The following is a 20,971-nucleotide window of genomic DNA, read 5'->3' as shown; positions in this document are numbered from 1 at the left end:
TCAACGAAAGGAATACCTATGGACCGCGTGAAATTCACAGCCATGAAAGATGGCGACAAAGAAGACTATGATTTTCTAACCGAACACGAGGTAGAATACACGAAAGGCACAGCCGCGCGTTTGCTTGAGGCGATGGTCAAGCTTGATGAAGGCCTATCGGGGTATCAAATCACGCGGTTGGGACATTCACTGCAATCGGCAACACGGGCCGAACGCGATGGGGCAGACATTGATTGGATCGTCGCCGCATTGCTGCACGATATTGGCGATATCTATGCGCCATACAATCACGATGAATATGCAGCTGCGATCCTGCGCCCCTTTGTGCGCGAGCAGGTGACTTGGGTGGTTGAAAAGCACGGCGATTTCCAAATGCTTTATTATGGCGATCATGTGGGCGGGAACGCCAACAAACGCGATGCCTATAGGGACAGCCTATACTTTGACGACTGTGCCGCCTTTTGCGAGCGCTGGGACCAAAGTTCTTTCGATCCAGCATACGATACTTTGCCTCTGTCGCATTTCGCAGCACGGGTCGAAGAGGTCTTTGCCCGCACACCGTATGACCGCCACGTCATTCAATCAGGTCAGCGCAAATCGCTTTTTGCGGCGTAAGGTGGCTTAAAACCCACCTTACCCTTCCCCTCGCGCCATCGGCACGTTATCTGCCCTGCTGACACAGCAAGGACCATGATGATGCCGATGGAAAAGACATTCGACGCCCAAACCGCAGAGCCACGCATCTACAAAATGTGGGAAGACGCAGGCGCGTTCAAAGCAGGTGCCAACGCATCGCGCGATGAAACCTTTTGCATCATGCTGCCCCCGCCCAATGTGACGGGCCACCTGCACGTCGGTCACGCCTTTAACCACACCATCATGGATATGCTGACGCGCTGGAAGCGGATGCAGGGCTACGACACGCTTTGGCAGCCCGGGCTGGATCACGCAGGCATCGCGACCCAGTTGATGGTTGAAAAGGACCTTGCAGAAACCGGCCAACCCAAGCGCGTTGATCTCGGCCGTGAAAAATTCCTTGAAAAGGTCTGGGAGTGGAAAGCCGCGAAAGGCGGGCAGATCGAACAACAGGCGCGCCGCTTGGGTGACAGCATGGACTGGTCCCGTTCTGCGTTTACGATGTCAGGCGCTGAGAGCGCGCCAGCGACCGAAAAGCCCGGCAACTTCCACGATGCCGTCCTCAAGGTCTTTGTCGAGATGTACAACAAAGGCCTGATCTATCGCGGCAAACGCCTGGTTAACTGGGACCCGCATTTTGAAACCGCGATTTCCGATCTTGAGGTAGAAAATATCGAAGTCGACGGCCACATGTGGCATTTCAAATACCCGCTCGCGGGTGGCGAGACGTATGAATACGTCGAAAAAGACGAAGACGGCAACGTGACCCTACGCGAGGTCCGCGATTATATCTCCATCGCCACGACCCGCCCCGAAACCATGCTTGGCGACGGTGCAGTTGCGGTCCACAAAGACGACGAGCGCTATGCGCCGATCGTGGGCAAACTGTGCGAAATCCCCGTTGGCCCCAAAGAACAGCGCCGCCTGATCCCGATTATCACAGACCCCTACCCTGATATGGACTTCGGATCAGGTGCGGTGAAAATCACCGGTGCGCATGACTTCAACGACTACGAAGTCGCCAAGCGCGGCGGCATCCCGATGTACGCGTTGATGGACACCAAAGGTGCGATGCGCGCGGACGGCAAACCCTACGTCGAAGAAGCCACCACCGCGCAGGCCATCGCCAATGGTGAAATGGAATTTGACGAGGCGATGATTGCAGCGATGAACATGGTTCCCGAGGAATACCGTGGGCTCGACCGGTTCGAGGCGCGCAAACTTGTGGTCGAAGACATCACGGCAGAGGGCAACGCAGTGATGACCACCAAAATGGTCAAGAACGAAGAAGGCGAAGAGGTCGAAACGACCGTTCCTTACGTCGAAGACAAAAAGATCATGCAGCCGTTTGGCGACCGCTCCAAAGTGGTGATCGAACCCGCGCTGACCGACCAATGGTTCGTGGACACCGCCAAAATCGTCGGCCCCGCGCTGGATGCGGTCAAAGAAGGCCGGACCAAGATCATGCCGGAAAGCGGTGAGAAGGTGTATTATCACTGGCTGGAGAATATCGAACCTTGGTGCATTTCTCGGCAATTGTGGTGGGGGCATCAGATACCGGTTTGGTATGGGCCTTCAATGGAGTCGAATGCAGACGGGAGCAGATCGTTTAATGTGTCCAAACTACACATGGTTTGCGCAGCTACAGAGCAGGAAGCGCAGAACGAATTCGAGAGTTTATATGGCTTTAAACCCGAAATTATTGAGGGTGCAGTAAGCCCAGCACAGGCTCTGATCGACGGTTTCGCCGCCGTCCAAGCTGGTAAAAATGAAAACGCTGCTATTAAGATTTTCCGCGACCCCGACGTCCTCGACACATGGTTCTCCTCCGGCCTCTGGCCCTTCGGCACCCTCGGCTGGCCCGAAGACACCGAGGCGATGAAATACTTCCCCGGTGACGTTCTGGTCACGGGCCAAGACATCCTGTTCTTCTGGGTCGCCCGCATGATGATGATGTCCCAAGCGGTGCTGGAACAGGACCCGTTCCACACCGTCTATCTGCACCAACTGGTTCGCGACGCCAAAGGCGAGAAGATGTCCAAGACCAAGGGCAACGTGATCGACCCGCTCGACATGATCGACCTTTACGGCGCTGACGCGCTGCGGTTCTCGAACGCGCAAATGGCGGCCTTGGGTGGCGTGCTGAAAATCTCGGAAGATCGCATCAAAGGCTACCGCAATTTCAGCACGAAACTTTGGAACGCGTTCAGCTTTGCCGAACACTACGAAATCTCCTACCCCGGCGATGCGATCCGGCCAGAGGCCACGCAAACACTGAACAAATGGATTATCGGTGAAACCGGCAAGGTCCGCGAAACCGTTGACGCCGCGATGGAAGCTTACCGTTTCAACGACGCCGCCGACGCGCTTTATGCCTTCACATGGGGCAAGGTTTGCGACTGGTATCTGGAGTTTTCCAAACCGATCCTGCAAGGCGATGATGCGAGCGCGAAGCTTGAGACGGAACAAACCCTGCGCTGGGTTCTGGACCAATGTCTGATCCTGCTACACCCTATCATGCCCTTTATCACAGAAGAACTGTGGGGCTTGGCCGACAACCGCACCAAAATGCTGGCCCATGCCGATTGGCCGACATACACGGCAAATGAACTGATCGACGCAGATGCAGACCGAGAAATGAACTGGGTGATCGGGCTGATTGACAACGTGCGTTCTGCCCGTGCGCAGGTCCACGTGCCAGCAGGTGCCAAAGTGCCAGTACTCGTCACGGGTCTGGACGCGAAAGGGCAATCTGCTTGGGACAACAACCATGTACTGATCCAGCGCCTCGCGCGGATCGAAAGTCTGTCACATGTCGATGATTTCCCCAAAGGCTGCGTCACGATCCCGATGGAGGGCGGCACATTTGGTATTCCATTGGCTGATCTCATTGATGTTGGCGAAGAAATTGCGCGTCTCGAAAAGACGATGCAAAAGCTGGGCAAAGAACTGGGCGGTTTGCGCGGCCGTCTGAACAACCCAAAATTCGTGGCCTCAGCGCCAGACGAGGTCGTGGCAGAAGCCAAGGCAAATCTCGCCTTACGCGAAAATGAAGAAGCCCAACTCAAAGCGGCCATCGCACGCCTGCAAGAAATCGGCTAAGCAAAGCGGGGCGGCTTCAAACCCGCCCCATACCTTCTTTTTCCCTAAAAAACTTTCGCCGAGGGCATTCCTACGGCACCATACGCTCGACGGCGCGCATCATTCCCAATGCTTTGTCATAAACGAGCGTTAGGATCGGCCGCCGTCCTGTCTTGGTGGCGACCTGTGGAACAACACGGACCGCAAGGGCGGCCCCGGTACTCACTAAAAATCCGCGTCTACTCAATTCCATCGGGGCCTCCCTTTGTTGCGAATGATTCTCATATATGAACGGTTGCGCATAATTCAAGCACGCGGTTATCTGCTGGCATGACACATCCAAAGCTGACCGCCCTCGCCCAAACCCTTCCCGCCTCGGTTCCATTTGTCGGGCCAGAGACACAAGAACGCCAAATGGGCCGCCCTTTTGCGGCGCGATTAGGTGCGAACGAAAGCGCCTTTGGCCCCTCGCCCAAGGCGATTGCAGCAATGCAACAGGCCGCAAGCGAGGTTTGGATGTACGGTGATCCGGAAAGCTATGATCTGCGTCAAGCCCTTGCAAAGCATCACAATATCACTGCCGACTGCATCATGATTGGCGAAGGCATTGACACTTTGCTCGGCACACTTGTTCGGCTTTATGTGGGTCAAGGCGACGCCGTTGTGACCTCTGCTGGGGCGTATCCGACCTTCAACTACCATGTCGCAGGGTTTGGCGGTGCTTTGCACACCGTTCCCTATAAAGGCGACCACGAAGACCCCGACGCGCTGCTGGCCAAAGCCGCCGAGGTCGGTGCAAAATTAATTTACATCGCTAACCCTGACAATCCAATGGGCAGCTGGCATAGCGCTGACGTCATGCAAGATATGATCAGCCGCCTACCTGAAGGATGTATGTTGGTCCTCGACGAAGCATACATCGACCTTGCTCCGGATGGCACTTCCCCCGTGATTGACCCACATGCCCCAAACGTTGTCCGCATGCGGACGTTCTCCAAGGCACACGGCATGGCTGGCGCACGTGTGGGATATGCAATGGGTTCGCCCGACGTCATCAGCGGATTTAACAAAGTGCGCAATCATTTCGGGATGTCACGGATCGGGCAAATCGGGGCGCTGGCAGCGCTACAAGATACAAACTGGCTTGATCATATACGCCAGCAGGTTGACGCAGCCCGCAAACGCATCGCCCAGATCGCTGCCGACAATGGCCTGACTGTGCTGCCATCTGCGACCAACTTCGTGGCAATCGATTGCGGCAGAAATGGCGATTTCGCGCGCCAGGTTCTTACGCATCTCGTGGCAAATGGCATTTTCGTACGCATGCCGTTTACTGCGCCACAAGACTGCTGCATTCGCGTCAGTTGCGGAACAGGCGCCCAATTGGACGCCTTTGAAGCTGCCTTTCCAGCAGCATTGGCCTTTGCACACGAAAAGTTAGGGTGATTTTTACGAATACGCAGTTAGGCTATAGTTCCGCAACGAGAGGTACTCATGTCGCAACACACGATCCGCAGTGTAGAAAACTACACAGACGCTTTTCTGACGACACTTGGTGTCTTGTTGTTCATGGCCTTTTGGATCATTGCCGCGGCATTTGGATACCTATGGGTCGCCATTTCGGCTTATGGACTTGATCATTTCTTCAAATGGATCGGCCGCCTGCGATCTAGCTAGGCACGATGCGCCAAGGCTTGTGCTGCAGCCTCTAGCGCGCCAGAGCCATGAGGGATATTCAATGCTTTCAGACCTGCATCAATCGTGCCCAATACACCCATAATCATATGTGCATTTACATGGCCCATATGCCCGATCCGGAAAAACGCGTCCGCAGGATCACGGCCCAATCCGATACCAAGTGTGAGGCCACATTGATGTTCACACCAATGGCGCAAAGCATTGCCATTGGGCGATCCGATCCCAATTGAGGTCACCGCATGCGAGCGATGTGCAGGATCTGCAATATTGAGCTGCATAGGTCCATCACTGGCCCATTGATCTACGGCAGTCCAGATAATCTGAGCCAGCTTTTCGTGCCGCGTAAAGACCGCATCCAACCCTTCGGCTTTGATCATATCAAGCGCAGCACGCAGCCCATACAAATGATGCGTCGGTGCTGTGCCATCAAAATACATGAAATAGACCTCTGGGTTCACCCGTGGCCGCCAATCCCAATAGGTTGTCACGCAATTACCGCGCGCTGCATTAGCCCTTTCGTTGAACCAAACAAAGCTGACCCCCGCAGGCGTCATCAACCCTTTTTGGCAACCCGACACCATGACATCGACGCCCCAAGCGTCCATCTCGAACCGGTCACAGCCCAATGAGGCGATGCAATCAGCCATCAACAGCGCCGAATGCCCCGCGCTGTCCAACACATCGCGCAGACCCGCGATGTCATTCTTTACACTGGTCGAGGTATCGACATGTACCGCCAAAACGGCCTTGATGCGGCCCTCTTGGTCGGCACCCAGCACATCGGCCACACGCCCCAGATCAATCGGCGCACGATCGCCATGATCGATGGTTTCAACCTTCAGACCCAGACCAGCCGCCATTTCGCCCCAACCGATACAGAACCGTCCCGTCGCCAAGACGAGTACAGTGTCCCCGCGCGACAGCACGTTCGCCAATGCCGCCTCCCAAGCGGCATGACCGTTGCCGATGTAAATCGCGACATTGGCGTCGGTCATGGCGATGGACTTCAAATCAGGCACCAGGCTATCCGTCAGGTCATGTAATTCGCCTTCGTAAATATTTGGCGACGCGCGGTGCATCGCCTGCAAAACAGCGTCAGGCATAACCGATGGTCCAGGAATAGCGAGGTAGGCGCGGCCGTTTGACAGTGACATAATGGGAATCCCGTAAGTGTGGTTTGGATCGGACACTAACGCGGCACTTGCGGGCGTCAACCTTGCCCAACTTGCACGCGCCCCCCATTTACGACTAGACCGAAACTGACTTGTTCTGCAAAAGGCTTTTGATGCCCCCGCCAACCCCCACGACACACGCTGGCAAACAGCAATCAGCCACAACGCTTTTTTGGTGGCTTTGGCGCGATTATTTGCGCCCGCAAAAATGGTGGCTTGCTGGTGCAATCATTCTTATGATGATCGAAGGGTCGATGCTGGCCCTGATCAGCCGCCTCATCCAGCCTATGTTCGATGATGTCTTTACGGCCGGTGACCGCGATGCCCTATACTTTGTGGGCTTTGCAATCATGACGATCTTCTTTGTGCGCGCTGTGACATCGGCGGGACAGCGCATCTTAATGGCGCTAATAAAGCAACTAACGGCAGCCGCGATGCGCCAACATATGCTACGCCACCTGATGACGCTGGACAGTGGGTTCTTTCAAATCCACCCCCCCGGCCAACTGATCGAGCGGGTACAAGGCGACGTCAACGTCATCAACAGCGTCTGGAGCAGCATATTAACCGCATTGGCCCGCGATCTGATTTCGCTGTTGGGATTGTTGGCAGTCGCAATCTGGATTGACTGGAAATGGACGTTGATCGCAGTTGTCGGCATCCCACTGCTGATCCTGCCATCGTTGATGGTTCAAGCCTATATCCGCCGTCGTGCGCGCAACTCCCGCGAGATAGCAGGCCGGATTTCAACGCGCTTGGACGAAGTGTTTCATGGCATTAACCCCATTAAACTTAACGCTCTCGAGACATACCAAGCCAAGCGTTATGACGCGCTGATCCGCCAGGGCGTCGATGCAGAAGTCCGCACATCCGTCGGTCAGGCAGCGGTGCCCGCATTGATCGACATCATGACCGGAATCGGTTTTCTGGGCGTCATGCTTTATGGCGGCGGCGAAATCATTAGCGGCGAAAAGACCAATGGCGAGTTCATGGCGTTTTTCACAGCCATGTCTCTCGCGTTTGACCCGCTACGCCGCTTGGGATTAATGAGTGGTCAATGGCAAATGGCCGCGGCCAGCGTCGAGCGGCTGCAGTATGTACTGAACCTTAAGCCTACGATCTTATCGCCAGCGCAGGGCAAAGCGGCGCCTTCAGGTGCTCCGCAGATTGCGCTAGACGATTTACATCTAAGCTATGGCGATCTGCCTGTTTTGCGCGGGGCCAGCTTTACCGCTGCGGCGGGCAAAACGACGGCGCTGGTCGGCGCGTCTGGTGCAGGCAAAAGCACAATCTTCAACGTCCTGACCCGCTTGGTCGAAGGCCAACAAGGCACTGCATCCATTGATGGGGCGTCGATCAGCGACTACGATCTGGCTGATCTGCGGGGACTGTTTTCAGTCGTCACGCAAGACGCCGCTCTTTTCGATGAAACGTTGCGCGATAACATTCTGCTGGGCCGCCAGGATGTCAGCGATGCGCAGCTCAAAGCCGTCCTTGACTCTGCCCATGTCACCGATTTCCTTCCCGCATTGCCAAATGGTTTGGACAGTCCTGCAGGGCCCCGCGGATCGAATCTGTCTGGCGGACAGCGCCAGCGGGTCGCGATTGCGCGTGCGCTATTGCGTGACACCCCGATTTTGCTGCTGGACGAAGCCACAAGTGCGCTCGACACAAAGTCAGAGGCGATTGTGCAATCAGCGCTCGAGAAACTTGCGACGGGTCGTACGACGCTTGTCATCGCGCACCGCCTTTCGACTGTGCGCAATGCCGATTCAATCGTCGTGATGGATCAAGGACGGGTTGTCGATCAGGGTGACCACAATACATTAATTGCACGCGGCGGGATCTACGCCGATTTGCACCGCCTGCAATTTTCGCAAACAGAAAGCTAAGATAGTGCTTGAACGTACAGTCATTTCGATCAGCGGCGACGACCGGATTAATTTCCTGCAAGGGCTGGTCACGAACGACGTGGCGAAGGCTGCGGACAATATCATCTACACAGCACTGCTAACCCCGCAAGGCAAGTTCATCGTCGATTTCTTTGTGATTGGTCAAGGCGACCGCCTGCTGCTTGACGTGGCCACATCACACGCACAAATGCTGGGCCAGCGTTTAATGATGTACCGCCTACGCGCCAAAGTCGAGATTGCGCAGACCGATCTAATCGTGTCACGCGGGACTGGCCCGATGCCCGATGGCGCAATAGCTGATCCACGCCATCCAGCTTTGGGCTGGCGGGCTTATAGCGAAACAGACATCAGCGACAGCACCAACTGGAATGCTGTCAACGTAGCCTACGAGGTCCCCACAACCGGAATAGAGCTGACCGAGGACACATATATACTAGAGGCCGGTTTCGAGGCGCTGCACGGTGTTGATTTCAAAAAAGGTTGCTTTGTCGGCCAAGAAATTGTCGCCCGAATGAAGCATAAAACAGTTCTGAAAAAGGGTTTGGCGCGCGTTCAGATCAGCGGCACCGCGCAAACTGGTGACGCAATCACTGCTGACGGCAAGCCTGTCGGCACGCTGCACACAATTTCAGGAGATGAGGCGCTGGCCTATCTGCGCTTTGATCGCGCAGAAGGCGTGATGCAGGCGGGGGATGCGACAATCACCCGCCTGACATAAATTAGGCGCGTTCTTGATATTCGAAGGTCTCTGTGTTCACGACAATATCTTCGTCTTGGCCCACAAACGGTGGGATCATTACCCGCACGCCGTTGTCCAATGTTGCTGGCTTAAAGCTGTTGGCAGCCGTTTGGCCTTTGACGACAGGCTCTGTCTCGGCAACTTTGCAGACAACTTTTTGAGGCAAGCTGACGCTTAGCGCTTCTTCACCGTAATATTCGATCTTAACTGTCATGCCATCTTGCAAGAACGGGCGCCGGTCGCCCAAGATATCTGCAGGCAGGGCGATTTGCTCGTAAGTTTCGCTGTCCATAAATGTCAGCATTTCCCCGTCCCCAAACAGGAACTGCTGGTCCTTTTGATCCAGACGCACGCGCTCTACCTTGTCAGCAGAGCGGAAACGCTCGTTCAATTTGCGGCCATCGCGCAGGTTTTTCAATTCAACCTGTGCAAACGCGCCACCCTTGCCGGGCTTTACATGGTCAACCTTTACAGCCGCCCAAAGGGCGCCTTCATGATCCAGAATGTTTCCGGGGCGGATTTCGTTACCGTTAATTTTGGGCATGGGTTACTATGTCTCAAATGCGGAGGTTAAGGTTGAAAGAACGTCTGACCAGCCTATGTCTGGCAGGTGAGAGCCTGACAAGACAATCAAAAGTACTGAAGGATCAGCATTCGAGATATGCGCTTAATGCATGGCTGCCATGCAAAATGAGTGTCCCCGAATCGCTTTAAAACAGGCATAAAGGCTATCACGCACCAACTACAAGAGCAAAAAAAGGAAATATGATGCGAGATTTCGTCGACGGTACGGCGTTCAACAATGAACAAGGTAACCGTGCCCGTAAGCTCTTTGCAGCTGTTGTTCTCGCCGCTCTCGACGATGCGATTGCGGATGACAAGAAATATGGCAACGGACCAGAGCAGATCGCGCGTTGGGCGCGTTCGCGTGATGGCCGTGAAGTATTGTCTTGCGCTGGCATTGACCCGAACGAGCGCGTTGTCAGCGGCCTGATGGATTTCGTTGGCAAAGGTGTCCGCACGTCCGTGGCCTTGTCGCGCGAAGAAAGCGAACGCCGCAACGCAGCCGAGCAAGAAGCGCGCGCTGCATAAGAATAGCTGCCGACAGCAGTTCAAAAACGCGGTCCTTTTGGGGCCGCGTTTTGCGTTTCAGGGCCCCGCGAACATGAACGCAAAGATAACGAACGGCGCAAACTCGATCAGGCCCAGCAGAACAATAAGCGCACGCATCCACCGCCCTACGAACCGCCGCCACAGGATGCCACAGCACAACAACGACAACGCGACTTCGACCGAACCGGCGATATTGCCGTAGTGATCCGGATCCCAGTAGCTGACGGGGCTTTGAAATACCCAGTTGCTGAGCGGCCAAAAATGCGCGCGACCATCGTCATTGTGCAGTAAAAAATCAAATCCCAGATGCAGCAATGCCGCGCCACATAAAGCAATCACAATGGGCGCACGCATCATGGCGCCTATAGCAAATGCGATTCCCCAAAGGATGAATGAATTGTCGATCCGGAAAATGCTTTGCCAGCCATCCGAAAAGTAGAGCTGCCCAAAAACGACCTGCGGATCAGTTCCCAAAACCTGCAGATGCCAACCAACCAACAGGTAAAGAGACAAGTCCGGCAGCATTGCCCCCGTGAGGGCCGCAGCCGTGACTGCAGGTCGCCCCGCCTTTCCAAAAGCGGTTAGGCCAAAAATCAGATGCGCTGGCGTGTTCATGGTCTTTCCCCGCGCCGGATGCGCACGTATGAAGCTAGCTGAAGGGGAACACGATGACCAAGGCAATCATGATCCAAGGGGCGGGTTCGAACGTCGGAAAATCGATGCTGGTTGCAGGGATCGCGCGGGCATGCGTGCGGCGCGGCATGTCAGTCGCCCCGTTCAAACCGCAAAACATGTCCAACAACGCAGCCGTCACAGCAGATGGCGGCGAGATTGGCCGCGCGCAGGCTCTGCAGGCGTTGGCGTGCGGGTTGGAACCGTTGGTAGATATGAACCCCGTGCTACTGAAACCGGAAACGGACATTGGCGCGCAGGTGATCGTGCAAGGTAAGCGTTTTGCCACAATGAAGGCCCGCGACTATGGCAAGATGAAATCGAAACTATTGCCGCCGGTTCTGGAAAGCTTTGGTCGAATCGGGCAAGGCCGCGATTTAGTGATCGTTGAGGGCGCCGGCAGCCCCGCAGAAGTAAATCTGCGGGCAGGTGACATCGCCAACATGGGTTTTGCAACTTCTGCAAATGTCCCTGTCGTGCTGATCGGCGATATCGACCGCGGCGGTGTGATTGCGCAGCTTGTTGGCACTCACGCGGTTTTGCCACCCGAGGACGAGGCGCTTATCAAAGGCTTTGCCATCAACAAGTTTCGCGGTGATACAACGCTGTTCAACGATGGTATGGATATCATTGCCGCACGCACAAAATGGGCACCACTGGGCATCATTCCGTGGTTCGCAGATGCCTGGAAGCTGCCTGCAGAGGATGTGATGGACATCGCCAGCAAAACCGGAGGCGACATCAAGATCGCGGTGCCTCGCCTGAACCGCATTGCCAATTTTGATGACCTTGATCCGCTTTCCGCGACCCCCGGCGTTAGCGTTGAGATAATCGAAGCAGGACGGCCCCTGCCCGGCGACGCCGATCTGATCATCATACCCGGATCCAAGTCGACGATTGCTGATCTGGCGCATTTCCGCGCCCAAGGTTGGGACATCGATCTAGCGGCGCATGTCAGGCGCGGCGGTCACGTGCTTGGTATCTGCGGTGGCTACCAGATGCTGGGTCGCGAAATCATCGACGATGATGGGATCGAAGGTGCCCCCGCTCGTGTCGCAGGGTTGGGGCTGTTGGATATCAGCACCGTCATGGCCCCGCAAAAGCGTTTGGCATTGTCGCAAGCCACCTATTTGCCAACTGGCGACCCGGTAACAGGCTACGAAATCCATATCGGTGTGACCGACGGCCCCGACTGCAACCGCGCTTGGTTGTCGCTAGACGGGCGTGGCGAAGGGGCTGCGTCAGCAGATGGTCGCGTCTTGGGGTGCTATCTGCACGGCCTTTTCACGGCAGATGCGTTTCGCAGTGCATTTCTTTCGCAACTCGGCAGACCGGTGACCGCGTACAGCTATGAGGCGAGCGTGCAAGACACACTCGATCGCCTTGCTGACCATCTTGAAACACATATGGATATTGACCGGCTGCTGACGCTCGCGCGCTAGAACCTAGTCCTGACTGATTTCGTAGGTTGCCAACACGCGGTTGATCTCGCGGCGGACCAACTTACGCACGTTGCGCGTGATACGTTCGCCCATCTCGCCACCAAGTTCTTCGTGAACCGTTGCGATCACCAAGGCCCGCAATGTTTCATTATCGATATTGACGTCTATGTCGGCCAAAAGAGAAGTATCCAGATCATCTGCCGCATCGTCATGGTCGGCAACCTGTGAGGCCGCTTCTTGTGGTGCCGCATCAGTTTCGTCTATCCGCGCGGTTGCGGATTCAACTGTTTCGATTGTTGGTGTTTCAAAGGCACTTGCGGCCCAAGCCGCTTGGGCGAAATTCTCGCCTTCGTCTGCTTCCCAATCATCGGATTGCGCTGTGACTGCCGCCTCAAGCTCTGCGATTGTGGCTTCAAGACCGGCACGATCTGCAGGTTGATCAGGTTCTAAAACCAAGACATTGCTGGTGTCGTGCCCATCGCCGTGCATGTCGGACAATAGCGCATATTCTGCGGCTTCCATTGCCGCCGCCTCAGCGCTAATGCGTTGATCTGGCAACAAAACAAGGCGTTCTGCGGCTTTCGCCTTTTGCTGATCCTTATGCGAAACAAAATCACGTACCGATGACACGACTTTGTCGATCTCGTCCGTTCGCGCGATATTGGACATCTTATGCTATCCTCGTTCTACACCCTGTGGATAAACCGTAGCGCAAAACCAAAACCCAAACAACAATCGCTTAGTCTTGGCCGATTGATTCCAAAATACGCTCAAGCGCGTCACCTTGGGGCGAACGCTGAATAGGTGCGTTTTTCACCAAATTATAGTATTCTGACGGATCATATTGCTGGACACCAAGGTTCAGATGATCGGCGGTCAAGAGACCCATCGCAGACAACACTGAATACGACGCGACAACTTCATCGGACTGCGCAGCGATGCGGTTTGCACGTGCATCAAGCAATTCTTGCTCGGCGTTCAGCACATCAAGCGTCGTCCGTGATCCAAGCGTCGCCTCTTCGCGCACACCTTGGAAGGCAACGGTTGCGGCACTAATCTGCTGCTCTGATGCTTCGCGGGTCGCGCGCGCCACCTGCAGTCGTGCATAGGCGCTGGCGACCTGCTGCTCGATTGCGATAATGCTCAGGTGTAGACCAGAACGGGCCGCATCGCGGTTCGCACGGGTCTGACGCACTTGGCTGGAGATCGATCCACCGCGATAGATTGGGCCCGAGATTGTAACGCCTGTCTGCAGTGTCCCGTTGTCGTCGCGGTCACGTGAGTAGAAACCATCAAGTGATACGGTTGGGTTCACGGCAGCCTGTGCGCGTCGGATATTCAATTCTGCCGCAGAGACATTGTGCTGCGCCTCCAGAATGCTGGGGTGATTGCGTACGGCGAATGCTTTGGCATCATTCAAGCTGCGCGACACGGGTGCCGCTGTAACCGCACGCGGGCTTTCTGGCGCACGCCCAACGGCTGCGCGGAATTCCTCTGCAGAAACGGCCAAATCACCTTGTGCGGCTGCAAGTAGGCTGCGGGCCGCTGCAAGGCGTGCTTCGGCCAATGCAACATCGGTACGGGTCACCTCCCCTACCTCAAAACGGTCTTGAGCAGCGCGAAATTCTTGGGTGATCAAGCGTACGTTATTTTCGCGCAACTGAACAAATTCACGTGCGCTAATAAGGTTCATATACGATTGAACAGCACGCAAAAGCACACTTTGCTCTACATTGCGCAGCGACTGGCGTGTGCTCAATACGATCTCTTTTTGGGCTTCGGTGGCAAGTTTGCTCGCGCCCCCATCGTAGAGTGTCAAGCTGCCTGTCACGCGGGCAACTGACGTATCCTGCAACTCTGGGCTGTCCTCAGACCGGCGCGTGCGGCTCGCAGTCCACGACCAGCCAATCACAGGCAACAGCGCCGCCATCGATTGCGCAACACCTTCATCGGCGGCCCGCAAAAGCGCACGGTTCTGATCCAACAAACCAGAGTTATTGTAAGCAGAGGCCAACGCATCAGACAGCGATTCCGCCTGTGCGGCTGGTGCCGTCATCATCGACATTGCGACCGCTACTATGGCCAAACCCTTAAGTTTCATTCTGCGTCACCTTTGTTTTTTTCTGTGTTGCGCCACTCACTGGACGCGCATTTGATCGCTCAAAGCGCAAAAACAGCACGCTTCTTAAAGCCGTCCAGAACAGGCGCGCTTGCATTGAATGCAAAACGCCAGTTCACGGCACCGTCAATCTTGTGGCCGACGCGCACGACACCCAATGTACCTTCTAGGAAGACGCATGCGATCCGCCCTCCCTCGCGCAATTGATCAAGCAAGGGCGCTGGAACATGCTCGACGCCGCCTTGGACCATGATAATGTCATAGGGGCCGGACTTGGGCGAACCTTCGGCCAAAACGCCCGTCATTACAGCAGCATTGTCGATGCCATTTTCGGACAATATGCTTTGCGCTTCCTGTGCAAGCGCCGCATCGTCTTCAACAGCAACCACGAATTCGCACAGCTTGGATAGAATCGCCGTAGAATACCCTAGCCCGCAAGCCACATCGAGCGCGACATGCGACGGCTGCACATCAAGAACTTCAAGCATCTTGGCTAGCGTACGGGGTTCTAGCATGACGCGGTTCGCATCAATGACCAAATTCTCGCCTACATAGGCTGCCTCGCGCTTATTATCAGGCACATACGCCTCACGCGGGATCGCGAGCATCGCATCGATGATCGGGAACTTTGTTACGTCAGAGGGCCGGACCTGTGTGTCGACCATCATTGTGCGGCGGGACGTATAGTCTGTCACGAGCTAAACTCTTTCGTTCAGTGATTTCCTACTTCATGCCATAGTTGGTGAAAGGCAGCAACATTGAAGGTGCCGCGGACGTAGGTTTGTCAGAATTGGGAAAAGGCCTCCGCAGACCGATAAATGTTAACTTAAACTTATGCTTACCCGCCTTTTCAAGAAGGCAACTTAGCCAAGGCAATATCAATGGATTGATCACGGGACGATGTTAAAAGCGCGGCACACTTCTGAACAGAATCCCAGAGTATGGTCTATGTCCAAAGCGATGCCATGGTGTCACACCCAATTCCGCCCATAAAGCGTCAGATAAGCCTAGGCGAGCACCGTCAGAAGCACGCTGGAAAGCAGATTGGCACGATTCATCTCAGTCAGCGGTATCGGAATAGTCGGACATCGGGGGGCAGGTGCAAGTCAGGTTTCTATCGCCCCAAACATTGTCCACCCGGTTCACTGGCGGCCAGTATTTGTCGATCCTGAAGGCGCCAGGCGGAAAACACCCTGTTTCACGGGAGTATGGCCTGTCCCAGTCTTTCACAAGATCTTCCATTGTGTGCGGTGCGTTCTTCAGCGGGTTGTTCTCTGGATCGAGGTTTCCGTTTTCGATCTCACCGATTTCAGCCCGGATTGCGAGCATGGCATCACAAAAGCGGTCCAACTCTGCTTTGGTTTCGGATTCAGTTGGCTCGATCATCAGCGTGCCCGCAACTGGCCAGCTCATTGTTGGGGCATGAAACCCGCAATCCATCAGCCGTTTGGCAATGTCATCCACGGTGACATGGGCGCTTTCGGCGAATGGGCGCGTGTCGATAATACACTCATGCGCAACCCGCCCTGTTGGCCCCTTATAAAGGACGTTGAAAGCCCCTTCGAGCCGTTTGGCAATATAGTTAGCGTTCAGGATAGCGACGCGGGTGGACTGTGTTAGCCCTTCGCCACCCATCATCAGGCAATACGCCCATGAAATCGGCAGTAGTGAAGGCGAGCCAAAGGCAGCTGCGGAAACGGCACCTTCGCCAGATGTCGGATCACCGGGAAGATGCGGTATCAGATGGGTTTTGACACCAATTGGCCCCATACCCGGACCGCCGCCGCCGTGGGGGATGCAGAACGTTTTATGCAAGTTCAGATGGCTGACGTCGCCGCCCAAATCACCAGGGCGCGACAGTCCAACCATTGCATTCATATTCGCCCCGTCGATGTAAACCTGACCGCCGTGGTCATGCACAACATTGCAAACGTCAATTACGGTTTCCTCGAATACGCCGTGCGTTGACGGGTAGGTAATCATGCAAGCAGCAAGGCTATCCGCATGCTCTTTTACCTTCGCACGAAAGTCTTCCATATCAATGTCACCGTTGGAGGCAGACATAACAGGAACAACTTTCCAGCCGACCATCTGTGCGGAAGCCGGATTGGTGCCGTGCGCTGACATCGGGATAAGGCAAATGTTGCGGTGTCCTTGGCCATTTGCGCGGTGATAACCCGCAATCGATAAAAGGCCTGCGTATTCACCCTGCGCGCCGGAATTGGGCTGCATGGAAATCGCATCGTATCCAGTCACATCACAAAGCTTGGCAGACAGATCGTCGATCATTTCCATGTAACCCGCCGCCTGATTGCGGGGAATATAGGGGTGCAAAAGCGAGAATTCGTCCCATGACACAGGCATCATTTCAGCAGCCGAGTTCAACTTCATTGTGCAGGACCCCAACGGAATCATGGCGCGATCCAGCGCAAGATCGCGGTCAGCCAAGCGGCGCATGTAGCGCATCATCTCGGTCTCTGCGCGGTTCATATGGAACACCGGATGCGTCAAATACTCGGATGTGCGGATCAGCTTTTCCGGCACATGATAATGCGGCGTGTAATCCTTATCATCGCGGTCGATCCCGAAGGCCCGCCAGACGGCCTCGATCGTGGCGGGGCGCGTGCGTTCGTCTAAAGTGATGCCGATTTGGGTAGCCCCAACGGCACGCAGGTTAATGCCTTCATCCACTGCCGATTTCATCACGGCAGCTTGCAATGGACCTACCTCGACAGTGACCGTATCAAAAAAAGTAGCGGGCCGCACGTCAAAGCCCGCGCCTTTGATCCCTTCTGCAAGTCGCGCAGTCTTGCGGTGAATCCGTTGGGCAATCGCCTTGAGCCCTTCGGGACCGTGAAACACAGCGTAAAAGCCAGCCATCACAGCCAACAACGCCTGCGCGGTACAGACATTCGAAGTCGCCTTTTCGCGACGGATATGCTGTTCGCGGGTTTGCAGCGACAACCTGTAGGCGCGGTTGCCGTGACTGTCGATGGACACCCCAACCAGCCGACCGGGCATGGAACGGGCATAGTTCTGCTTGGTCGCCATATATGCGGCGTGCGGCCCACCATAGCCTACAGGAACGCCAAACCGTTGCGTGGTCCCGACCGCGATATCGGCCCCCATCGCACCGGGTTCCTTGAACAACGTCAGCGACAGTGGATCGGCCGCGATGATGCCGATGGCGTTGGCGGCATGTAGCTTGACAATCTCGGGCGTGAAGTCGCGCAAATGTCCGTAAGTGCCGGGATACTGGAAAATCGCGCCGAAAACTTCAGTGGCGTCCATATCGTCAGGCTTGCCCACGGTGACTTCGATCCCCAAAGGCGCGGCACGCGTCTTCATCACGGAAATGTTCTGAGGGTGGCAGTTTTCGTCGATGAAAAAGCCTTTGACCTTAGTCTTGGCGACCCGTTGCGCCATAGTCATCGCCTCGGCGCAAGCTGTTGCCTCGTCCAGCAAAGAGGCGTTTGCGATTTCTAAACCCGTCAGGTCGGAAACCATCGTTTGGAAGTTCAAAAGCGCCTCTAACCGCCCTTGTGAAATCTCGGGTTGGTAAGGCGTGTAAGCCGTGTACCAAGCAGGGTTTTCAAAGATGTTCCGCTGGATTGCCGGTGGCGTGACAGTGCCGTGATAGCCTTGCCCAATGAGTGAGGTTAAGACCTTATTCTTGGACGCAGTGATCTTCATGTGATGCAGCAGTTCGCGCTCCGACATTGGTTTGCCAAAATCAAGCGGTTTCGCCTGCCGTATCTTCGCCGGAAGCGTGTCAGAGATAAGCGCATCCAGATCAGCAGCCCCCACAACATTCAGCATCTCTACCATTTCCGCAGGCGATGGTCCGATGTGACGCCGGTTGGCAAAATCATAAGGCAGATAGTTTGTGGGGGTGAAGGTCATGTCAGGCTCCGGATTGTCAGGCGATAAAAGCGTTGTAAGCGGCTTCGTCCATATACTCGTCCATCTGAGACGGGTCGGACGGCTTGATCTTAAAGAACCAACCTGCCCCAATCGCATCATCATTTGCGAGCGCGGGAGTGTCAGCAAGCGCGGTGTTGACCTCAACAATTTCGCCGTCAATCGGGGACATGATGTCAGAGGCTGCTTTGACACTTTCGATCACGACAACTTCTTCGTCTTTGGTGACTGTGGTGCCAACTTCGGGTAGTTCAACAAAGACGATGTCGCCCAATTGGGTTGTTGCATGTTCGGTAATACCCACAACGACAACGTCGTCTTCGCGGCGCAGCCATTCGTGCTCTTCAGTGAATTTCATCATTTTCTCCGTGTTTTTAGCGTTTGAAATTAGCAGGGGTGAAAGGTAGCTGAGCGACTGTTAGTGGCAGGCGTTTGCCTCTCAGCTCGCCATAGATCGTGGTACCGATTGTGGACTGCGCGGTTGGCACATACCCCATCGCAATGGGCGCCCCGACCGTCGGCCCAAAGCCACCAGACGTGATCTTTCCAATGGGTCTTTCGTCATCAATTTGGGCAAATAGCTGCACGCCCTCGCGCATCGGTGCGCGCCCCTCAGGTAGCAAACCAACTCTTTTGCGCGCAGCACCATCAGTCAATTCAGCCAAAATGACATCGGCGCCAGGAAATCCGCCTGATCGGTCGCCACCGCTGCGGCGCACCTTTTGGATCGCCCAATTCAGCGCGGCTTGTGTTGGTGTGGAGTCGGTATCGATATCATGCCCGTACAGGCAAAGCCCGCCTTCCAGCCGCAAGCTGTCGCGCGCGCCAAGTCCGACAGGCGCGACATCAGCATGCGCAAGCAATTCCCTTGCCAATGCTTCGGCTTGTGCGGCGGGTACTGAAATCTCATAGCCATCCTCGCCAGTGTACCCCGACCGCGAAATCCAGCATTCAGCGCCAGCAAGCGACAGGTTTACCACGTCCATGAACCGCATACTTGCGGCATTCGGATTTAATGCCGACAGGACGGCTTCGGCTGCTGGTCCTTGCAATGCAAGCAGCGCACGATCTGCAATCTCGGTTACTGTGACACCGCTTAGATTGGCTTTCATATAGTCAATGTCGGCCGCCTTGCAGGCTGCGTTTACCACAGCAAAGATGTGATCCCCGCGGTTAGCCAGCATCAGATCATCCAAGATGCCGCCCGCTTCGTTGGTGAAGAACCCGTACCTCTGCCGATCCTTACCTAGTCCAAGGATATCGACCGGGATCAACGTTTCTAACGCTGTTGCGACAGCCGCGTAATCCTGGCCTTTGATGACCACCTGCCCCATGTGACTGACGTCAAATAGTCCAGCTTTCGTGCGGGTATGAATGTGTTCTTGCAACACACCCATCGGGTATTGAACCGGCATTGCATAGCCCGCAAATGGCACCATCTTTGCGCCAAGCGTTTCATGAAGCTGATGCAGAGGAGTATGAAAAAGATCAGTCATTTCAGGCCACTTTTCTAAATCGGCCGTTCAGATATCGCGATATCTTGCGGCACCACTTGGACGCGAAAGCCATGCTTTCACGCGTGATGCCCCCTCTGTCCGGTTGCCTGAGATTGCTATCCCTTCGGCGGGCACAATTTGCGTACCACTCTCCAGAGTCTTCGTGTCGACGTCGGTCCGTTTGCCTGAGAGTTTCCGGGGCGGTTGCTCCTTCGGCACCAGCTTAGCTGGTTCTCCCAACGTCGATGTACCTTCATCCTTGCCTGTTAGAAGACTGTAGGCAAGCAGTTTGTCTTGCTTGTGGCCAAGTCCCTCTGGCACTGTCGCACGTTGAGAACGCCACCGATCAATCTTATCAGCCCGTGAATAGACATCCAATCGCGCTGAAGTGGACAAGAAGTTCAAATCAATGTCGATAGCTTAGTCAGACTGGCACATCGGAAGGATCAATTTCCATCCGCTGACAAGCTGTTGTTCAAGCACATGTCCAACCCGATAGTGGGACACAAAATCTTGATCTGAGGGCTGTGAATATTGACCTGAACCCCAAGTTCCCTCCAGCTTTGCACAGAGCCCTTGGAATTTTGTGCTCATGCCCCCAACCTTTGACCAAGTCGGTCTAGATGATTCCGGCTATGATCAGATTGGTTGCTGGTATCACCTTCTGATTTTACGAGCATGATCGGTGACTTATTTCCAATCGCGCTGTAGGGCCGTTCTTCGTTATAGTGACTATGCCAAGTCTCCAACTTTTCGGCTGCATCTGCAAGGCTCAAGAACCAATGCGCGTTCAAGCATTCCTCGCGGAACTTTCCGTTGAATGCCTCAATGAATGAATTGTCGGTTTGTTTTTGTGGTCTATTGAAGTCCAGTACGACTCAGCGATGGTTTGCCCACAGATCCATATAACGTGAGATATATTCGGGCCCATAACACCTTCGGAATGATGTTGATCAAAAGGCTATGATC

18 protein-coding genes, 1 pseudogene and 1 riboswitch are annotated in these 20,971 nt (G+C 55.1%); of the genes and pseudogenes, 8 read left to right on the top strand and 11 right to left on the bottom strand.

What is annotated here, in order from left to right; translation table 11 throughout:
* Positions 1-18 precede the first annotated feature (18 nt).
* A complete protein-coding gene (locus tag QZ197_RS03095; protein WP_296429925.1) occupies positions 19-615 on the top strand; it encodes an HD domain-containing protein in 597 nt (198 codons plus the stop codon).
* Between the two features lie 81 nt (positions 616-696).
* Positions 697-3,738, top strand: a complete 3,042-nt coding sequence (locus QZ197_RS03090; RefSeq protein ID WP_296429923.1) for a valine--tRNA ligase — start codon at positions 697-699, stop codon at positions 3,736-3,738.
* A 70-nt stretch (positions 3,739-3,808) separates the two neighbouring features.
* On the opposite strand, the gene QZ197_RS03085 is transcribed toward QZ197_RS03090, so the two are convergent.
* Positions 3,809-3,970 (bottom strand): Tat pathway signal protein, encoded by a 162-nt coding sequence (locus QZ197_RS03085; RefSeq protein ID WP_296429920.1) that lies wholly within the window; start codon positions 3,968-3,970, stop codon positions 3,809-3,811.
* A gap of 77 nt (positions 3,971-4,047) precedes the next feature.
* Between QZ197_RS03085 and QZ197_RS03080 the strand changes: the two genes are divergently transcribed.
* Together QZ197_RS03080 and QZ197_RS03075 are read left to right on the top strand one after the other, a co-directional pair.
* Positions 4,048-5,163: a pyridoxal phosphate-dependent aminotransferase gene (locus tag QZ197_RS03080; RefSeq protein WP_296429919.1), complete on the top strand. Its 1,116-nt coding sequence runs from the start codon at positions 4,048-4,050 to the stop codon at positions 5,161-5,163.
* A 48-nt stretch (positions 5,164-5,211) separates the two neighbouring features.
* Entirely contained in the window at positions 5,212-5,394 is a 183-nt protein-coding gene (locus QZ197_RS03075) for a hypothetical protein (protein ID WP_296429917.1), read from the top strand.
* Here QZ197_RS03075 and QZ197_RS03070 read toward each other — a convergent pair.
* Positions 5,391-6,569: an aminotransferase class V-fold PLP-dependent enzyme gene (locus tag QZ197_RS03070; RefSeq protein ID WP_296429915.1), complete on the bottom strand. Its 1,179-nt coding sequence runs from the start codon at positions 6,567-6,569 to the stop codon at positions 5,391-5,393. The genes QZ197_RS03075 and QZ197_RS03070 overlap by 4 nt on opposite strands.
* Before the next feature lie 131 nt (positions 6,570-6,700).
* Here QZ197_RS03070 and QZ197_RS03065 point away from each other — a divergent pair, with 131 nt between their 5' ends.
* Together QZ197_RS03065 and QZ197_RS03060 are read left to right on the top strand one after the other, a co-directional pair.
* Entirely contained in the window at positions 6,701-8,479 is a 1,779-nt protein-coding gene (locus QZ197_RS03065; protein WP_296429913.1) for an ABC transporter ATP-binding protein, read from the top strand.
* 4 nt (positions 8,480-8,483) lie between these two features.
* Positions 8,484-9,218 (top strand): folate-binding protein, encoded by a 735-nt coding sequence (locus QZ197_RS03060; protein ID WP_296429911.1) that lies wholly within the window; start codon positions 8,484-8,486, stop codon positions 9,216-9,218.
* Between the two features lies 1 nt (position 9,219).
* On the opposite strand, the gene efp is transcribed toward QZ197_RS03060, so the two are convergent.
* Positions 9,220-9,783 carry an elongation factor P gene (gene efp / locus QZ197_RS03055; protein ID WP_296429909.1) on the bottom strand — a complete coding sequence of 188 codons (564 nt, stop codon included), beginning with the start codon at positions 9,781-9,783 and terminating at the stop codon, positions 9,220-9,222.
* Between the two features lie 224 nt (positions 9,784-10,007).
* On the opposite strand from efp, the gene QZ197_RS03050 reads away from it, so the two are divergent.
* Complete coding sequence (locus tag QZ197_RS03050) at positions 10,008-10,331, top strand: DUF6280 family protein (RefSeq protein WP_090199793.1); 324 nt, start codon at positions 10,008-10,010, stop codon at positions 10,329-10,331.
* A gap of 57 nt (positions 10,332-10,388) precedes the next feature.
* Here QZ197_RS03050 and QZ197_RS03045 read toward each other — a convergent pair whose 3' ends face one another.
* The gene (locus QZ197_RS03045) at positions 10,389-10,967 is read right to left on the bottom strand and encodes a cobalamin biosynthesis protein CobQ (RefSeq protein ID WP_296429904.1); all 579 of its coding nucleotides are present in this window, start codon (positions 10,965-10,967) and stop codon (positions 10,389-10,391) included.
* A gap of 53 nt (positions 10,968-11,020) precedes the next feature.
* Between QZ197_RS03045 and QZ197_RS03040 the strand changes: the two genes are divergently transcribed.
* On the top strand, positions 11,021-12,466 hold the full coding sequence (locus QZ197_RS03040) for a cobyric acid synthase (RefSeq protein WP_296429902.1): 1,446 nt from the start codon (positions 11,021-11,023) through the stop codon (positions 12,464-12,466).
* 3 nt (positions 12,467-12,469) lie between these two features.
* Here QZ197_RS03040 and QZ197_RS03035 read toward each other — a convergent pair whose 3' ends face one another.
* From QZ197_RS03035 to QZ197_RS03005, 7 genes and pseudogenes are all read right to left on the bottom strand, one after another.
* On the bottom strand, positions 12,470-13,135 hold the full coding sequence (locus QZ197_RS03035) for a hypothetical protein (protein WP_296429900.1): 666 nt from the start codon (positions 13,133-13,135) through the stop codon (positions 12,470-12,472).
* Positions 13,136-13,205: 70 nt separating this feature from the next.
* Positions 13,206-14,567, bottom strand: coding sequence for a TolC family outer membrane protein (locus QZ197_RS03030; protein ID WP_296429898.1), 1,362 nt, complete (start codon positions 14,565-14,567; stop codon positions 13,206-13,208).
* 59 nt (positions 14,568-14,626) lie between these two features.
* Entirely contained in the window at positions 14,627-15,280 is a 654-nt protein-coding gene (locus QZ197_RS03025; RefSeq protein WP_296429896.1) for a protein-L-isoaspartate O-methyltransferase, read from the bottom strand.
* A gap of 364 nt (positions 15,281-15,644) precedes the next feature.
* Positions 15,645-18,488: an aminomethyl-transferring glycine dehydrogenase gene (gene gcvP / locus QZ197_RS03020; RefSeq protein WP_296429893.1), complete on the bottom strand. Its 2,844-nt coding sequence runs from the start codon at positions 18,486-18,488 to the stop codon at positions 15,645-15,647.
* 16 nt (positions 18,489-18,504) lie between these two features.
* Positions 18,505-18,867 carry a glycine cleavage system protein GcvH gene (gene gcvH, locus QZ197_RS03015; RefSeq protein WP_296429891.1) on the bottom strand — a complete coding sequence of 121 codons (363 nt, stop codon included), beginning with the start codon at positions 18,865-18,867 and terminating at the stop codon, positions 18,505-18,507.
* A 13-nt stretch (positions 18,868-18,880) separates the two neighbouring features.
* A complete protein-coding gene (gene gcvT / locus QZ197_RS03010; RefSeq protein ID WP_296429889.1) occupies positions 18,881-20,002 on the bottom strand; it encodes a glycine cleavage system aminomethyltransferase GcvT in 1,122 nt (373 codons plus the stop codon).
* Between the two features lie 163 nt (positions 20,003-20,165).
* A riboswitch (glycine riboswitch) is annotated at positions 20,166-20,251 on the bottom strand.
* Positions 20,252-20,592: 341 nt separating this feature from the next.
* Positions 20,593-20,931: pseudogene (locus QZ197_RS03005) on the bottom strand (transposase); the annotation flags it as partial.
* Positions 20,932-20,971: the final 40 nt, after the last annotated feature.

This window comes from Yoonia sp., from assembly GCF_017854415.1.
Taxonomy (GTDB): Bacteria; Pseudomonadota; Alphaproteobacteria; order Rhodobacterales; family Rhodobacteraceae; genus Yoonia.
This window is presented reverse-complemented; position numbering and strand designations above follow the sequence as displayed.

Excerpts from the sequence above, each read along its gene's own strand:
- QZ197_RS03095 (WP_296429925.1), top strand. The coding sequence starts at position 19 with ATGGACCGCGTGAAATTCACAGCCATGAAAGATGGCGACAAAGAAGAC.
- QZ197_RS03090 (WP_296429923.1), top strand. The coding sequence starts at position 697 with ATGCCGATGGAAAAGACATTCGACGCCCAAACCGCAGAGCCACGCATC.
- QZ197_RS03085 (WP_296429920.1), bottom strand. The coding sequence starts at position 3,970 with ATGGAATTGAGTAGACGCGGATTTTTAGTGAGTACCGGGGCCGCCCTT.
- QZ197_RS03080 (WP_296429919.1), top strand. The coding sequence starts at position 4,048 with ATGACACATCCAAAGCTGACCGCCCTCGCCCAAACCCTTCCCGCCTCG.
- QZ197_RS03075 (WP_296429917.1), top strand. The coding sequence starts at position 5,212 with ATGTCGCAACACACGATCCGCAGTGTAGAAAACTACACAGACGCTTTT.
- QZ197_RS03070 (WP_296429915.1), bottom strand. The coding sequence starts at position 6,569 with ATGTCACTGTCAAACGGCCGCGCCTACCTCGCTATTCCTGGACCATCG.
- QZ197_RS03065 (WP_296429913.1), top strand. The coding sequence starts at position 6,701 with ATGCCCCCGCCAACCCCCACGACACACGCTGGCAAACAGCAATCAGCC.
- efp (WP_296429909.1), bottom strand. The coding sequence starts at position 9,783 with ATGCCCAAAATTAACGGTAACGAAATCCGCCCCGGAAACATTCTGGAT.
- QZ197_RS03050 (WP_090199793.1), top strand. The coding sequence starts at position 10,008 with ATGCGAGATTTCGTCGACGGTACGGCGTTCAACAATGAACAAGGTAAC.
- QZ197_RS03045 (WP_296429904.1), bottom strand. The coding sequence starts at position 10,967 with ATGAACACGCCAGCGCATCTGATTTTTGGCCTAACCGCTTTTGGAAAG.
- QZ197_RS03040 (WP_296429902.1), top strand. The coding sequence starts at position 11,021 with ATGACCAAGGCAATCATGATCCAAGGGGCGGGTTCGAACGTCGGAAAA.
- QZ197_RS03035 (WP_296429900.1), bottom strand. The coding sequence starts at position 13,135 with ATGTCCAATATCGCGCGAACGGACGAGATCGACAAAGTCGTGTCATCG.
- QZ197_RS03030 (WP_296429898.1), bottom strand. The coding sequence starts at position 14,567 with ATGAAACTTAAGGGTTTGGCCATAGTAGCGGTCGCAATGTCGATGATG.
- gcvP (WP_296429893.1), bottom strand. The coding sequence starts at position 18,488 with ATGACCTTCACCCCCACAAACTATCTGCCTTATGATTTTGCCAACCGG.
- gcvH (WP_296429891.1), bottom strand. The coding sequence starts at position 18,867 with ATGATGAAATTCACTGAAGAGCACGAATGGCTGCGCCGCGAAGACGAC.
- gcvT (WP_296429889.1), bottom strand. The coding sequence starts at position 20,002 with ATGACTGATCTTTTTCATACTCCTCTGCATCAGCTTCATGAAACGCTT.